Origin of the sequence: Jiangella asiatica (genome assembly GCF_004349065.1) — a bacterium.
Lineage (GTDB): Bacteria > Actinomycetota > Actinomycetes > Jiangellales > Jiangellaceae > Jiangella > Jiangella asiatica.
On record NZ_SMKZ01000011.1, the window covers coordinates 1 to 16445 of the forward strand.

The window sequence follows — 16445 nt, forward strand, 5'->3', positions numbered from 1 at the left end:
GCCCCAGCAGAACGCCGCACCGTCCGTGGACACCCCGCAGGTGTGGTTGGCAGCGGCCGTGAGCGTGGACCAGCCCCCCACCCCCGCCGGGGTCACCACCGGCGACGGCGACACCTGATTTTCCGTCACCCCTGGGCCGTTGCCCAGCTGACCGAAGTCGTCCTCGCCCCAGCAGAATGCCGCACCGTCTGTGGACACCCCGCACGCATGAAACTGACCGGCCGTGAGCGTGGACCAGCCCTCCACCCCCGCCGGGGTCACCACCGGCCGCGGCGACACCCGCCTGGCCCCTGTCTCGCCGCCGTCACCCAGCTCACCGCTCGACCCGGTTCCCCAGCAGAACGCCGCGCTCTCGGCGCTGATCCCGCACGAGAACCCGGTTCCAACTGAGACCATCGCCCACGACTGTCGCTGCGCGGCGTCCGCCGGGAGCGAAGTTCCACTGATGACAGCACCCGTCATCCCGGCCACGAGCAACCCGGCCATCATCAGCCGGACAGCCCTGCCGAACCGACCACCACCGTTGCCCCCGCCGGCACCGGCCAACCTACGCCCAACCATCGCACTTGTCCCATCTCACCGGCCGCACCCGGACCGTTGTGTTGTCATACGCCATCGCGGCGGGCGTGGCCGACACCCACCCGGCCACGCCCGCCGCGTCACATCAGACCGATTCACCCGAGCCCAGCAACCAACGACGCCTGAAGACCCAGGCAAGGCTGCCGAGCATGAGTAGCGCGACCATCAGCACGACCGTGCCGCCGACGCCGGCGCCGGTGTCGGGCAGCTCGCCGTCACCGTCGTCCGTGCCGCCCTCGGTGCCGCCGTCCTCGGCCCCGCCGTCCTCGGCCCCGCCGTCCTCGGTCCCGCCGTCGTCGGTCCCGCCGTCGGTGCCGTCCTCGTCACCATCGTCGGTGCCGTCCTCGTCACCGTCGTCGGAGGCCGGTATCACCGCGTGGTCCTCGACCTCACCGCCGGCCGCGGACCCGGTGGGCAGCACGTCAGCCTCCTCGACCTCGCCGGCGAACAGGCGGAACCGGGCGTACGAGTCCGACGCCAGCTCCCCTGTGCCGTCCCAGGCCAGCTCGTACGTCGCGGTGCCGGACTCCGCCGGCACGGCAGCGGTACGCAGCTCGTCCGAGCCGAAGGTGCCGTCGCCGTCGAGATCGACCCAACCGGCCAGGGTCGCCGGTTCGGTCGTGGTGTTCGTCACCGTGACCGGGACGCTGGTGCTGCTGCGAGCAGCGGAGCTGAGCTCGATCGGTCCGGCCACGGCGTCCTCGTCGGCGTCACCGCGTGCGTCGTCGTTGGCACCATCCAGAGCTGCCGGGTCGTCGGCCGCATCAGTCTCCGCGTCCCAGATCGAGCCGAGGGTCAGCCCGTCGAGCTGGGAATGCCGGGCTCCGTCGGAGGCCACCGTCGTTCCGTACGAGTCCGGCGCGTCGCCGAAGTCGACCGGCAACCCGGACTCGGCGCACCGCGCGCCGTCGTTGGTCGAGACCTCACCCGGGCCGTGAGCGAAGAACTCCGCCGTACCGCCGCTGAGGTCGAGTCGCCAGATCTCGCCGGTGCTGTTGTGCGAGGCGTAGGCGAAGCCGTCGGCGTCGGCATAGATGGCGCCTACCGAGTCGCCGGTCAACGGCCCGTCGCCGTCGTCGAGCTGACCGAGCTCCGCGGTCACCGCGAGGGTGTGCTGCGTGGTGTCGAACCGCATGAGCGCCCACTCGGTCGCCTCGTCGGTGCCGTGACCCAGCGTGTAGAGGTTGCCGTCACCGACGTCGATCGCCCAGTCCGAGCCGGGCAACCACCCCTCCGGGTGGTCGACGACACCGTCGTCGACCACCGTGAAGTAGGTGTCGGAGTCCGGATTCAGGTCGATCTCGACCCATGAGCTGGACGTCTCTCCGCGCAGCATCCCCCAGTAGTGACCGTCATCGGTGAACTCCCCGACGATCACCTGGTTCGAGGTGTTCCACGTCTCCGGCCACCCGTCGGGGAGCCCGAGCAGTTCGACCGAGAAGTCCGCGCCCACGCGGCCGAACTCCCATCCGTCGCCGTCACCGACGCGGAACGAGCCGTAGAGGTAGTCGTCCAGAGGGTTGTAGCCGAACCCGTTCGTACGCTCGGGCCAGAAGTCCTCGGCCACCTCCTGTGACTCGCCCGTCACCAGGTCGACGGAGGAGACGCGTGCCGGAGATCCCTGGAACAGGTAGCCGGGCGCTCCGGGACCGCAGGCGAACGGCTGCGCCGGCTCCTCGGGCTCGGGCGTGGTGCAGCGCGCGCCGTCGGTGTTGGTGACGTCGCCGGCGGCACGGCCGTGGAACACGGCCTCGCCGCTGGCCATGTCGACCCGCCAGATCTGGCCGGTCGCGCTGTGCGCGGCGTAGATGTAGCCGTCGGCGTCGGAGTACATCGCGCCGAACAGCGTGGTGTTGGTTCCGCCCGAGAGAGGACCGTTCTCACCCACCAACTGGCCGATCTCGGCCGCCACCGACATCGTGTGCGCGGCCGGGTCGAAGGCAAGCAGGCCCCACTCGGTGTGCTCGTCGGTGCGATTCGCGACCATGTAGAACTTGCCGTCGTCGACGTTGTACGCCCAGTCCGCGCCAGGGTCCCAGCCGTCCGGGACATCGAAGTCGCCCGAACTGGCCACGGACATGTGGTCCGGCGAGGCGGGGTCCAGGTCCACCTCGGCCCACGACGCCCCGGAGTCCAGCCGCAGCATCGCCCAGTAGTGCCCGTCCGGGGTGAAGTCGGCGACCACCCGGTCGAACGACTCGTCCCACGGTTCGCCCGGGCCTTCGGCCCAGCCCTCGGGCAGGCCAAGCAGCTCGACGGAGAAGTCCGAGCCCACGCGGCCGAACTCCCAGGACCCGTCCTCGTCGGTGTCGAACGAACCGTAGATGTAGTTGTCGACCGGGTTGTAGCCGAGCGCGTTGGTGCGGTGTTCCCAGATGTCTTCGGCGACGACCTCGGACTCGCCAGTGGCGACGTCGACCGCCCGTACATCCGCGGGACGCCGCTCGAACACATAACCGTCCGCCGCCGCGCTGCAGATGAATGCCGGCTGGCCTGCAGCGGTCAGATTCTCTGATAAGTCAAGTGTTTCCGGAGCGGCAGCCGCTCCGGCGACCGGTGCCATCAGCCCTGCGGTGAGCGTACCGATGGCTAAGACAGCGGATGTTACAGCAGGCCGTGCCCTCCTGGTCGGCCGCCGGCGCACGGAGAGCCGACGGCGTGGACGTCGCGCCATATCGGACATTAGGAAGCTCCAAATAGGATTTGATTAGCGTCGCCGGCGTTTATATCACACTTGAGCGACCGCTGGATGGCGCGTCGAGGGTGGCGCAAAGCTGTGATTCTCGGCGCCGAGGCCAACAGCGCGAGCTGGCGCCGAGACTCACCTGCTCACCAAGCAGTCATGGTTGGGCTCACGCTCAGCAGCCCATGCCTGGTGACCGTCACGGGATCGACGAACACGGGCCACACGTCAATCGGTCACGGTGAACCCGCACGTCCACGATCCGGGGCCTGTCCACCGAGGTAAGCGTCGATGGGCGTAACGGCCTTGATCGAGCGTCGGTGATCTCACTCGACAACGTCGTCACGATCCCCGCACGCGGCCTGGGCCGTCTCGTGGGGTACCTCACCCCGGCGCAGGAACAGGCCATGGCAGCGGCGATCGTGGCCGCTTTCGATCTCGACATGCAGCAGTGAACCTCACGGGCGATCTCGCCCGGCTGCTACGGAGCCAGCGCCAGCGCGAAGACGTGCATGCCGTGGCTGCCGGGCGCGCTGATGGCCGGCAGCTCGACCGCCGTCACCTCCTTCGCCGGGTCGATCGGCACCGACTGGGCGTAGAGGCCAACCGGCCGGTCCTCGCGACCGACCCCGGCCCGGTTGATGTAGGGCATGACGACCACCGGATCGGGCTCCAGGTCCGGGTACGCCCAGTGCTGGAAGCGCAGGTCGAACGAGCTGCTGGTGCCGTCGCTGTAGTGGACCGTACCGGTACCCTCGTGCTCGCGCCCGTCAGAGGTGCCGAGAACCGCGAGCCGGCTGCCCGCACCCGCCATGGCGATGAGCTGACCGTTGGCCTGTACGTTGTCCGGCACTCCGGGCGGCACGTCCGGCCAGGTGAAGACGGCCTCGTCCACGATGACGGGTCCGCCCGGCACTATGCCCGCGTCGGCCAGCGCCTGGGCCGAGTAGCTACGGCCGTTCCGCCCCCACGACCCGGCGTCCGGGTTGGCGTCGTCGGTGATTCCGACGTTGTCGAAAGCGCCGGCCAGCGAGCCGTACGCGACGTTGACCGGCACGCTGACCGCGGCGACGTCGGCGGGCACGCCGTCCGCGGTCCGAGCGGTCAGGCCGATGTCGACGACGGCGGGTCCGGGGCGCTCGCCGACCAGCCCGACCGTCATGGCGCGACTGCCACCTGCCGGTAGCGGGAACTCCGCCGACGACGGCTCCAACCGCACGCCGTCGGGCTCGCTGGCGCCCGACAGTCCGACGGTGAGCGGTGTGTCGACGTGACTGGTGATCCGCACGCTCAAGTCGGCCCGGCCGCCCGCGCCGATCACGACGTCAGCGGGCTCTGCCGTCAGAGTGACCGCCGGCAGGACCGACGTCGCCGCAATCGCCGCGGCTTCGCCCCAGTGCCGGTCGAGTGTGGTGTAGGAGACCCGGGCGAGCAGGTCGTACTCGCCCGCGGTGGTACCCAGCGGCACGTCGAAGCGCCACCGCAGAGTGCGGGTCTCCCCCGCCGCCAGTGGCCGGTGCCGGTTCGCCGCCGGCTCCACCAGCTGACCGGTGACCTGGGTGAGGTTCACCTGGTCGTATGCGACGACCTCCACACCGAGGTCCCGCAACGGCCGGTCGCCGGGGTTCGTGACGGTGACCGTGGCCATGCCGTCGCCGAGCTGGCGTAGCTCGACCGGCGCGACCGTCGAGGCCTCGGCGACCGTCACCGACCCTGGCCCTCCGGTGCCGCCGACGCTGTCGGTGTCCGGGTCCAGAGTCGGCAGGTCGAGATACGCGGGCTCCAGCCCAGCGGCACGGATGACGTCCTGGTTGCCCACGCCGTTGTCGACCAGGTCGTTGTTCAGCCCGCCGGTCGTGTGCAGCCGGATCGGCTCGTCGACGTTGTGCCACTCGTTGTTCGACACCAGCAGGTTGCTCGTGTGGTCGTCGGCGTAGATGCCGCGGACCCTGGACTCGCCGGGCTGGGCGGGGTTCTCGTTGACGTTCGTGATGTAGTTCCCGTCGATGGTCGACCGCGGGACGGGGTTCGGCCCGGACAGGTCGTAGTAGTAGTTGTTCTTGCTGTGGATCGCGCCGCAGTCCGCGGAGATCGTGCAGCTCGCGTCGATGCGGTTGCCGGTGATCTGCACGTTCCGCAGCGACAGCACGTCGTCGCCGATGTTGAAGACCGAACCGACGTTGATGGCGATGTTCTTGACGTCGCGGATGAGGTTGTTGGACACGGTGAGGCCGTTCGGGAACGTCGCGGTCACCGCGCTGTCGGTGGCGTAGTCCTCCCCCATGTGGGCGAAGTAGTTGTTGGAGACGGTCTCGTTCCGGTTCTCCTGGTCCGGCTCGGCAATCGGGTCGTGCTGAGAGCCGATGAAGACCGCGGTGTCGGCGACGTGGGTGAACATGTTGCCGACGATCTCGTCGTCGTGCGTGGCCGGGCCGAAGACGATGCCGTTCGCGCCGAGGAAGCGGAAGGCGTTGCGGCGGAAGCTGATGTGCGAGGCGTTTCGCACGTTCACCGCGCCCGGGTTGACGTACCACACCGGGAATCCGTCCGCGTAGCCCAGCGGCTCGTGCTCCAGGTGAAAGCCGCCCTGGCGCTGCAGGTTGCCCTGCTGGTCCGGCAGCAACCAGGTGCTGTGCGCGAACTGCAGCCCGTAGAACTGCAGGTGCGACGCGCCGTCGATGTCGAGCAGCTGCTCGGTGACAGGAGCGACCACGCCGAGCGTGTTCGGGTTGGCGCCGTCCGGCGGCTTGAGGTAGACGGTGTCGGCCGTGGTGTCCAGGTACCACTCGCCGGCCTGGTCGAGGAACTCGCGGGCGTTCTCGAAGTAGACCGGCGACACCGAGCCCCGCCGTGTCGTGGTGGTCGCGACCGGTATCTCCCCGCCCGTGGCACCGGTGGAACCTTCCGGCTGCCGCGCCACCACCCAGCGGTTGCCCGTGTCGTCCGCCGAGGTCGACTCGATCCGGTAACGCCACTGCCTCCAGGCGAAGTGCACGATCACCTGGGCTCGTTCCAGCTGCTGGAGATCCCAGTCGGCCAGCGTGTCGGCCGGGACCCGCACCTGGGTGGTGTTGGTGCCCTCGAGCGTGAACGGCTGCCCCTGGACGAAGCTGCCCAGGTTCGGAGTGCGGGCGCGGGTGAACCGCTGCCCGGTCGCATACAGCTGGAGGAAGTTCAGTCCGCCCGCGTCGGCGCTCCAGACGCCGTCGGGCCCCGGCGTCCAGCCGGTGATCGGTGTGCCGCCGCTCAGCACGGGCGACTCACCCGGATAGTTCCGCCATACGACACTGTGCTCACTCGTACCGGAGTCCCGTGCGTCGAACGTCAACGGCTCGGCGATGCGATAGGTGCCGCCGTGCAGGTACACGATGACGTCGCGCCCGGCGCCGGCATCGGCTGCGGTGTGGCGGCGTTGCTCCTGCTGCGCCCGTTCCAGAGAGCACGGCAGGGATCCGCTGCAGTCGGCGCCGTCCACCAGGTTGGGTGTGACGTACAACTCTACCGGCTCGGACTCGCCGACGCCCCGGGCGGCGGTCGCTGGATCGGCGCCACCTCCCGCGACGACGGCCGCACCGGCTGTGGTCACGGCCGCGACCGCAAGCGCCGACCGCCGGAGCAGGTTCATTCGGCCGCGCCGAGGTGATCGGCAGAACATCGAGTGCATGGTCATGCCCTTCTTGACGTGTTCAGTGGCTGGCGGACCGGATCGATCTGCGGCGGATGGATGCCCGGCGGTCATAGCCGCCGGGGCGCGAATACCTGGACCTCGGCCAGCGAGAGCGGGTTGGTCGGCGAGGCGAGCTGGACCCGCACGTATCGACCCGCACGGTCGACCGGGATGTGTGTCGGAGTCCCCGCAGTCTGTGGCTGGTGGTGGGCCGTCACACCGGGCTGGGCCAGGATCTCGGCGACCGATTGGCTCGCAAACGGCTCGTCGGAGACGAACACGTAGTAGTCCGTCAGGCGGTTGGCACAACAATCGGTCCGATTCCAGACCGCGATCTCGCCGATGGTCCGGACGGACCCCAGGTCGACCTGCCACCAGGCTTGGGACTCCGGCTGGGCCGTGTGACTGACCGAGCCGTTGTACCAGCTGCCGTCTGTGTTGCCGTCCACCGCCAGTTCCGGCAGCCCCTGGCTACCCCGATACAGACTTTTCTGCGTCGCGGTTCTCCCGGCCGCGGCGTTCTCGTACCCGGCCAGGACCGAACCCTCCGCCGGGTAGGAAAGCCGTCCGAATGACGCCACCGACCGCACCGAGTACCGTCCCGCAGCCACGTCCGGCGGCGGTGACACCGTGAACTCGACGTTGCGCGACTCCCCCGGCGAGATGGGCGTGACGATGGCCTGCTCCGGCACCGCCGACCAGCCGGTGGGTACGTCCAGGCCGATGCGGCCGGCGAGCGAGCGCGCCGATGCCGGGTTCGTCACGGTCACCTCGGCCGTGAACGACTCGTCCGCGACGACCGGAGGGATCGCCACTTCGGTCCGCAGCAAAGGACCCGTGCCGCGCGCGGCGATCTTGAACGTGTAGGCGTGCTCGCTCGCCGTTGCGGCCGCGCCCTCCATGGGCATCGGTACGGAGACCACGTCACCGTCCCGACGCCACGGCAGTGCGGCGCCGTCGGAGCCGAGCAGCGTGACGGTGCTGTTGCTCGCGAGTGGCAGGTCACCGGACAGCGTCAGCTGCTCTCCCGGCCATTCCAGCGCCGTGACGTAGAGGGCGTCGTCCTGCAGGGTGTAACGGACCGGGACGTTGCTGTTCTCGTCCTCGGCGTAACTCCAGTACGTGCTGCCGTAGATGGCCTCGCCGTTGATCTCCAGCCAGTCCCCGACGGCGCGGACCCGATCGGCTTGGATCTCGGGTATGGAGCCGTCCGCGCGCGGACCTAAGTTGATCATCAGGTTGCCGTTCTTGCTCACGACGTCGGCCAAGTCGTCGATCAGCTGGTTCGGTGTGGCCAGGTCCTCGGTCGCCTCCTCGGCGTTGTAGCCGTACGACGTGCCTAGCGTGCGCGGGCTCTCCCACTTGTCCTTTCTGATCCGCGGCTCTTGCAAGTTGTCTCTGGTGAAGTAGTCGTAGGTGCCGTTGCCGCAGCGGTTGTTGACCGTCACATCCTTCGGCTCGTCGCGGTTCTTCGCCTGGTTGAAGTAGTAGGCCATGAACTCGTTGCTGTTGTTCGGCCCGCCGATGTCGCACCAGAAGATGTCAGGGTCGAACCGGTCGACAAGCTCCAGCATCTGCGGATACTGGTGGTTCATGACGTAGTCGTCCAACGGCGTGTAGCCGGTGTATGGGATCTCCTTACCGGTGTAGGGATGGCGCGGCGGCCCGCCCGGCCAGTACAAATAGGGCGGCTGCTGCGGGTGGAACCACTCCGGCAGCGAGTAGTACAGCCCCTTCTTCAGCGGGTAGTCCCGCGCCGCCGCGATCAGCTCGGAAATCAAATCCCGGTGCGGCCCCAGCGCCACCGTGTCGCGGTCGGTGGTGTCGGTGTCCCACAACGCCACGCCGTCGTGGTGCTTGCTGGTGACGACGAAGTACTTCCCGCCGCCTTCGACGAACAGGCTCAGCCACTGCCGCGGGTCGAACTCGTCGGGGTCCCACTGCTCGATGAAGTCGTCGTAGGAGAAGTCCTCGCCGTAGAACTCGCGGTGGTGGTTGTACGTCGGTGTGCCGGCGTTGCCCAGCTGGTTCCAATACCACTCGGCGTAGTGACCCGCAGCCCCGAACGCGGGAACCGAGTACGGCCCCCAATGGATCATGTAGCCGATCTTCGCGTCGTCGAACCACTGCGGCGAATCGTGCCGAGACAGGGACTCCGGCGTCGGCGCGTAGTCCGGGACGGCCGGAGCATCGGCCGCATGGCCGGGCCCGGCCGCACCGGACGCGACGCCGATCACGGCCGCGCACAGCACGCCTCCGAGCGCGAAGCGGAAATGTCGTGCCATGAGAACCTCCCGGGTTCGGTCAGCTCGGATGTGATGTGGCCGCGCGACCGGCCGGTCAGCGGGTGATCTCGATGCGGTCGACCCACATGATGTTGCCGTCGAGTAGCACCGTCACCGTGGCCTTGTTCGGGACCACCACGTTCCAGACGTCCTCGACATAGGCCGGTGGCCCGCCGGTATCGACGAGCTCGCGCGAGCCGACCGGCTCACCGTCGACGAGCAGGGTGTAGCGCAGTGGTCCGCGGTCGTCGACGGTGTCGACGGCGGCGTAGCGCACGGTCACGGTGGACGCCCGTCCGACACGCGGGAACTGGACCAACGGCGGCTCCCACCGCTGGTAGTTGGCCAGCATCACGTGCCGGTTGCGCGTCGGCGACGGCTCGGGCAGCGCGAACCCGCCATAGCCGGCCGCGTCGGACCAGCCGGCCGGCACCGGCTCGTACTCCGCTTCCAGCACCCCCGAGCGTGGTCGCATGTCCACGGTCGGGCCGGGCCGCCGGCGGGCCGGCGCCCACATCCGCTCCCGCAGCACCGTCCGGACCCTCGCCAGGATCTCCGGATTCGCCTGCAGCCGGCTGTCACCCCAGTACCCGTTCGGGCACCGCTGCGCCGTGCATTGCCAGTGCTGCTGGCTGTCCCAGTCGGTGTTGATGTACGACACGGCCCGGATGACGTCGCGGTTGTCCTGGATGTAGGCGAAGAATTCGGCGAACCACGTGCTCCAGATCGTGTCGACGCTGACGGGGACGCGCGAGTCCCACGGCTCACCGGAGGCGAAGATGCAGCCCGCCGTCGACTCGCCCAGGTCGTACGCTTGCGGCGCCGCTTCCGCGATCATCACCGGCTTGTTCCGCGCCCGGGCGAAGTCGAGAACGGAGTCCTGGACCACCCGTGGTGCGGCGGCCAGCTGGGCGTCGGGCAGACAGGCCAGCTGGTACGCGTCGTAGCTCTCCCCGTAGAAGGTCGAGATGCCGACCCAGTCGACGGCGTCGTCACCGGGGTACCAGAGGTTCCAGTGCCCGGCCGCGGTCGGGTCGTAGGGCCCAGGCACCTGCACCGGCCACGCCGCGCTCTGCCACACCGTGGCGACCCGGCCGGCGCCCAGCGCGTCGATGCGCTCGGCGATGTGACGGAACGCCGCCTTGTACTCCGCCGGCTGGTAGCAGTTCCACTCGCCGTCGAACTCGTAACCGATGCGCAGGTAGACGTCGCGGTTGGTGTCGCGGAGCCACTCGATCAGCTCATCGGTCCAGGCCTGGTACTGCTGGATGACATCCGGCGGAACGTCCGGGTCGCCGGCGATCGCCTTCAGCGGCGTGAGCGAGCAGTCCTTCAGGTAGAGCCCGACCGCCAAGGCTCCGTCGTACTCCGCGAGGGTCTCCGGGAAGTAAGTGCGTCCGGTTCCGAAGTCGACCGGTTGGTAGATCCCGGCCAGCGGCGAGCCGACCAGGTTCGTGTAGAGCGTGACGCCGTCGGGCCGCGGATACGTCTCGTCGACGTCGAGGACGTCGGCTTTGAAGTCCGACAGCGTCCCGCTGTCCTGTCCCATGAGGAACAGCACCTTCTCGTTGCTGGGCACGTTGACGGCGTCGAACCGGTCGCGCGGCGCCGCGTCGGCGGACTCTGGTGTGGGTGCGGGGATCAACAGCGCCGTGGCGACGATGCCGGTCGCCACGTAACGAATGCCACGATGCATGAGGGGCTCCTCCTCATCGTTGGACCGCGATAGGTGATCACGACTTCAGAGCCCCCTCCATGATCCCGCCGACGATCTGCCGGCCGGGCAGGACGAAGACGAGCAGCAGCGGCACCGTCGCGATGACTATGCCGGCCATCTGGACCCCGTAGTCGGTGACGTAGGCCTGGCTCTGCAGCTGCCGCAGCGCGACCTGGACGGTGAAGCTCCGCGGCGAGTTCAAGACGATCAGCGGCCAGAAGAAGTCGTTCCAGGCGAACATGAACGCGAAGAGCCCGAGCACGGCCGCCGCCGGACGGATCGAAGGCAGCACGATGCTCCAGAACGTCCGGAACGTGCCCGCGCCGTCGACGGCGGCTGCCTGGACCAGCTCGTCGGGTACGGCATTGTCGATCGCCTGGCGCATCCAGAAGACGCCGAACGCCGTGACGATGCCGGGGACGATCAGCGCCCGCAGGTCGTTGACCCACCCCAGCTCGTTGATCAGCAGGAACTGCGGCACCACGCCCAGCTGGAGCGGCACCATCATGGTGCCGATCACCAGCACGAACAGTAGGTTGCGGCCGTGGAAGCGCAGCTTGGCGAACGCGTAGCCGGCCAGCGCGGAGAAGAACACCTGCCCGGTGGCGACGCAGGTCGCGACCATGAACGAGTTGGCCAGCGCCCGGCCGAACGGTACCCGGGCGAAAACCTCGCTCATGTGGTCCAGGAAGTTCCCGCCGGGCACCAGGGCCGGTGGCACGTCGTTGACCGCGGACGAGTCGTTCGAGGCCACGACGAACATCCAGTAGAACGGGAAAACCGCCACCAGCACCGTTACCGCCAGCACCAGGTACGTGAACCAGGATGGCCGGCCGGCCCCGCGCGGCCGTCGCGGACCGGGTGGCGTCCCGGCCGCGGCGCGATCCTGCCGGAGAGTCGTCGTCACGGCCCGCTCACCCTGTGGAGATGCGACGGCTGAGGCGGTAGTTGACCACCGAGAGGACCAGGATCATCACGAACAGCGCCCACGCGATCGCCGAGGCGTAGCCGAAGTCGAGGTCGCGGAAGCCCTGCTCGTACAGGAACAGTGTCAGCGTCTGAAACTGCCGTGACTGTCCCCCGTCGGTGCCGGCCTGCCCGCCGAACACCAGCGGCTCGGCGAAGACCTGCAGTCCGCCGATCGTCGACACGATGACCGTGAAGATGATCGTCGGGCGCAGCTGCGGCACGGTGATGTGGAGGAACTGGCGCACCCGGCCGGCACCGTCGAGCTCGGCCACCTCGTAGAGGCTGCGCGGGATCGACTGCATGGCGGCCAGGTAGATCAGCGCGTTGTAGCCCGTCCAGCGCCACATCACCATGGAGGCGATGGCCAGGTGACTGGAGAGCCGGCCGGCCGGCCAATCGACCCGATCCAGCCCCACCGTGTCGAACAGCCAGTTGACCAGGCCGAAGTCCCGCCCGAACAGCTGGGTGAAGATGATCCCGACGGCGACGACGGAGGTGATGTTCGGCACCAGCACCGCCATCCGGAACCCAGTGCGCAACCGCAGCATCGGGCCGTTGAGGACGGCCGCCAGAACCAGTGCCACCGCGAGCTGCGGCACCGTGGAGATGATCCAGATGGAGAAGGTGTTGACGGTGGCGTTCCAGAACCTGGGGTCGGCCATCAGGTCGGTGTAGTTCCGCAGACCGAGCCACGCGTGCGTGCCGATCGGGTTCCACTCGTGCAGCGACACCCACCCCGTGTAGACGATGGGGAACAGCCCGAAGACGCCGAACACGACGAAGAACGGTGCGATGTAGAGGTAGGGCACCGTGCGCCCGGGCAGCCGCCGGCGCAGCGCGCCCGCCCCGGTTCCGGTCGGCATGGTGGCTCCTCTCCATCTCCGGTGTGCCGCTCAGTCGATCTCGAGCGCGATGGCATCGAGCGTGGACGCCCACGCCTCGCCGGGTTCCTCGTCGCCCTTCTCGACGCGGTCGACCCCATTGCCGAACTCGCGCAGGATGAGCCGCTGGTCCTCACCCTCGACCACCGGTTCCAGCGCCTCCACCGACGCGGTGTAGATCTGCCCCAAGGGAGCGCCGGAGAAGAACTCGGACGTGAACTCTCGCATCTCGGGCGTCCCGTAGAGGGACGGCGTCGACGGGAAGTTGCCGCTGGCTTGGAAGACCTCCAGCTGCGACTCCGGCGAGAGGACGGTCGTGATCAAGTCGTAGGCGAGGTCGGGGTGTTCGGCGTTCGCCGGGATCGCCAGCTGCGAGCCGCCCCAGTTGCCGCCACCTTCGGGAAGCGTGGTGACGTTCCAGCGCCCGGCGGTGTCCGGCGCCTGACCCTGGATGTAGTTGAGCATCCACGCCGGCGCGAGCTGCACGGCGTACTTGCCTTGGGCCATGCCGGTGTTCCACTCCGGTGAGAACGCAGCGAGATCGGCCGTCACACCGGCCCGAGCCGCCGCGGTCGCCACCTCCCAGGCCCGCTCGACCTGCGGGTTGGTGTCGTAGATCGGCTCGCCGTCGGTGTCGTAGAACACCTCACTGCCTTGTTTGGCGACGGTCTCGAACAGCACACCGCTGTCGTCGAGGAACGCCTGACCGGTGTCCGCGGTGTACTGCTCGGCCACCGCCAGGAACTCGTCCCATGACGGCCAGAGCGCGGCCACCTGCTCCGGCTCGGTGGGCAGGCCGGCTGCCTGGAACAGGTCCGTCCGGTAGGCCAGCGCCATCCCGCCGACGTCGGTCGGCAGGCCGATGACCGTGCCGTCGGCCGCCACGCCGTTCTGCCACCGCCAGTCCAGGTAGTCGTCGGCCAACTCGTCGGCGCCGTGGTCGCGCAGGTCGACGAAGCTGTCGGGACTGGCCTTGAACGTCGCGCTGTAGCCGATCTCGATGACGGCGACGTCCGGTACCGACCCGGAAACCAGCGCGGTCAGCAGCTGCTCGTGGTGCGGATCCAGCTCGCCCGTCTTGAACTCCAGCTCCACGCCCCGGTCCGCGGCCCATGCCTCCATCTGCTCCTCCAGCCCGGTGGCGCCGAAGGTCCAGATGGAGAGGGTCGTCCCGGGTTCGGGAGACTCTCCGGCCAGGTCACCGGACGTGGCGCCGTCGTCCTCGCCGCCACAGCTGGTGACCAGGGCCGTGGCCGCGAGCAGCACGGTGAACCGCGCCGCCGTTCTCGAACTACGCATGGCGAACCTTTCGCTGTGGGCACACGCCGCGACGACGTGTGGCCGGGCTCGAGTGGGTCAGGGCGTGACGACGATGGCGTCGAGTCCGACCCAGCTGTTCGTCGCTGCCGGGTTGCGGTCGCCGGTGACGGTGACGCGGACGGTGTGCTGGCCGGGTTCCAACCCACTCGCCGCCCAGACGATCACCTGCTCCCGGGCGGTGGCGCTGTAGGTGTCGACCAGCTCGGCCGGTCCGCCGTCGACCGAGATCGCGGCGATGCCGTGACCGGGCCGCTGCTGCGCCATCACCGCCACCCCGGTGCCCTCGAACGTCAGCTCCGCGTAGGCGCCGGGCGTGCGCGAGTAGTGGCGGGTGTCGGCGTACGCGCCGGCCCACGTGCCGGCTTCCCAGGTGTCGACGTACTCGATCGGCAGGTCCGCGCCGCACCGGTCGCCGCCGTCGTCGTAGATCCGCCGGCCATCGGGCAGCTCGTCGTACGGCGGGCGGTCCTCGTCGTCGGCCACCGGCAGCACCAGTGGGACGAGCCGGTCCAGTGTCACCCAGGCGCCGGTGGAGTCCGGGTGCCGGTCGCCGGTCACGTCGATGGTGAGGGTGTGCTCGCCCGGAGCGAGGTCGCGCCGCTCGAGCACCGCCACGTCGCGGGCGGCCTCGGCGCGGTAGAGGTCGACGGTCTGCGGTTCGCCGCCGTCGATGCTGACCCGGGCGATGCCGTGGTCCGGGCCGACGCCGGCGCGAAGCTCCGCGCCGGTGCCGCTGAACTCGATCGTCGCGGTGTCACCCGCCGTGCGGGAGCGGTGGATGCTGGTGTTGAACGCACCGGCGAAGGGCACACTCGATGGCAGCCTGGGCACCTGGGGCGCATCCGCGGGACGCGCCTGTGCCTGCCAGCCGGTGCCGTCGTAGCGGACGGCGTCAGCAGTGTCGTCCAAGCCGCCGTAAGCCTTGAACTCGATCACGCCGGCGCCGTCGGTCGCATCCGCCACGACCAGACGCAGACTGTCGGTGGTGACGGCGGGGAACTCGTCTCGTTGGGTCGGATACGCCGGTGCGCCGCCGGTGTGTGCCGTGCGCCAGCTGCCGTCGGCGTCGCGGTACTCGATCCGGTAGCCGGCGACGGCGTCCGCCGCGGTGACCTGCAGCGCCGTTCGGTCGATCGTCAGCTCTTGGCCCAGGTTCACCTGGAGCCAGGCGGACTCGCCGTCCGCTGGTACCTGCCAATGGGTCTTGGCCTGCAGGTCCGTGGCGTGTGCGGCCGGGTGGTCGCCGGTCTCGCCGCCGGCCGTGGTGGCGGCGCCGGCCAGCAGGTCGTCGCCGCGACGGCGGTCGCCGAGCGCTTCCAGCAGCCGGACCCCGCCGGCCGGGAGCTGACCGCTCGGACCGGGCGAGACGTTGAGCGAGAACGTCGCCCCGAGCGCGTTCGTCGACGAGAGCACGGCGTAGACGGCATCGGTGTCGCGCGTCGGCAGGGCGTCGTCGGAGACCTGCCACCACCCGGGGCCGGCGGCGACCGTGTATGCCTGCTCGGTCGGCTTGGGGTCGGCGTAGTCGCACGGCATCATCTCGTAGGGGCCCTCGAAGGTGCGGACGTCGGCGGCGTCGAACTCCACCTGGGCGTTGGGGAAGTTCGGCACGAACGCCGTGCCCGGGGACACCGAGTGGACGAAGTCGGACAGCTCGGGCAGCTGCACGTCGTCCATCGGCGCGATGTCCATCCAGATCCCGGCGATGGGCCCGTACTCGGTCAGCAGTTCGGTGAGCTGGTTCTTCACGTACTGCATGTACTCCGGCGAGTCCGTCGTGCGGTCGGAGTTCTCCGGCCGCACGTCGCCGCCCGGCTGGAGCCGGTCGTACCAGGAGTAGTACATGACGACCTCGAGGCCGCGCTCGCGGGCCGCATCGACAACTTCGCCCACCACATCCGTTCGCGGGTCGGAGCTGGTCTGCACTCCGTAGTCGGTGTAGTCGCTGGGCCACAGCGTGAAACCGTCGTGATGCTTCGCGGTGAAGATCACGTAGCTGGCGCCCGCGGCCGCGACCGCGTCCATCCACTGGTCCACGTCGAGGTTCGCGGGGTCGTACGTCGTCGCCGGTACATCCTCCGGCTGGTAGTTCCACGGCGTCTGGCCGACGAACGTCGCCAGACCGTAGTGCATGAAGACGCCGAACCCCATGGCCTCGTAGGCCTCGCCGGGTGTCTGCACCGTCGTGCTCGCGATTGGCTCGGCCACCGCCTGCGGCATCAGTCCGGCCGTCAGGGCACCGGCCGACAGCACGGCCAGGGCGCCGCGGCGGAGCCGGCGGGTGCGTGTGTCTCGATGGTGTCGTCCGTCGGTCATGTTTCTCCTCGTGATCGGGATGCGTCCT

At 69.2% G+C, this 16445-nt stretch carries 10 protein-coding genes; 1 reads left to right on the forward strand and 9 read right to left on the reverse strand.

What is annotated here, in order from left to right; translation table 11 throughout:
• On the reverse strand, positions 1 to 561 hold a 561-nt coding region (locus E1269_RS34185), incomplete at its 3' end, for an RCC1 domain-containing protein (RefSeq protein ID WP_420810613.1).
• A 103-nt stretch (positions 562 to 664) separates the two neighbouring features.
• Positions 665 to 3031 carry a DUF6923 family protein gene (locus E1269_RS09685; protein ID WP_131893818.1) on the reverse strand — a complete coding sequence of 789 codons (2367 nt, stop codon included), beginning with the start codon at positions 3029 to 3031 and terminating at the stop codon, positions 665 to 667.
• Between the two features lie 551 nt (positions 3032 to 3582).
• Between E1269_RS09685 and E1269_RS33770 the strand changes: the two genes are divergently transcribed.
• The gene (locus tag E1269_RS33770) at positions 3583 to 3717 is read left to right on the forward strand and encodes a hypothetical protein (protein ID WP_275264236.1); all 135 of its coding nucleotides are present in this window, start codon (positions 3583 to 3585) and stop codon (positions 3715 to 3717) included.
• Between the two features lie 26 nt (positions 3718 to 3743).
• Here the strand turns inward: E1269_RS33770 and E1269_RS09695 are convergent, their stop codons facing one another.
• The 7 genes from E1269_RS09695 to E1269_RS09725 all read right to left on the reverse strand — a co-directional run bounded on the left by E1269_RS09695 (position 3744) and on the right by E1269_RS09725 (position 16417).
• Positions 3744 to 6848 (reverse strand): hypothetical protein, encoded by a 3105-nt coding sequence (locus tag E1269_RS09695; protein WP_131893822.1) that lies wholly within the window; start codon positions 6846 to 6848, stop codon positions 3744 to 3746.
• A gap of 149 nt (positions 6849 to 6997) precedes the next feature.
• Positions 6998 to 9214 carry an alpha-L-fucosidase gene (locus E1269_RS09700; RefSeq protein ID WP_131893824.1) on the reverse strand — a complete coding sequence of 739 codons (2217 nt, stop codon included), beginning with the start codon at positions 9212 to 9214 and terminating at the stop codon, positions 6998 to 7000.
• Between the two features lie 55 nt (positions 9215 to 9269).
• Entirely contained in the window at positions 9270 to 10910 is a 1641-nt protein-coding gene (locus E1269_RS09705; protein ID WP_131893826.1) for a glycoside hydrolase family 26 protein, read from the reverse strand.
• Between the two features lie 37 nt (positions 10911 to 10947).
• Positions 10948 to 11838, reverse strand: coding sequence for a carbohydrate ABC transporter permease (locus E1269_RS09710; RefSeq protein WP_239000841.1), 891 nt, complete (start codon positions 11836 to 11838; stop codon positions 10948 to 10950).
• 7 nt (positions 11839 to 11845) lie between these two features.
• Positions 11846 to 12763 (reverse strand): carbohydrate ABC transporter permease, encoded by a 918-nt coding sequence (locus E1269_RS09715; RefSeq protein ID WP_131893828.1) that lies wholly within the window; start codon positions 12761 to 12763, stop codon positions 11846 to 11848.
• A 30-nt stretch (positions 12764 to 12793) separates the two neighbouring features.
• Entirely contained in the window at positions 12794 to 14080 is a 1287-nt protein-coding gene (locus E1269_RS09720; protein WP_131893830.1) for an ABC transporter substrate-binding protein, read from the reverse strand.
• Positions 14081 to 14137: 57 nt separating this feature from the next.
• Positions 14138 to 16417, reverse strand: a complete 2280-nt coding sequence (locus E1269_RS09725; RefSeq protein WP_162606322.1) for an alpha-L-fucosidase — start codon at positions 16415 to 16417, stop codon at positions 14138 to 14140.
• Between the last annotated feature and the right edge of the window lie 28 nt (positions 16418 to 16445).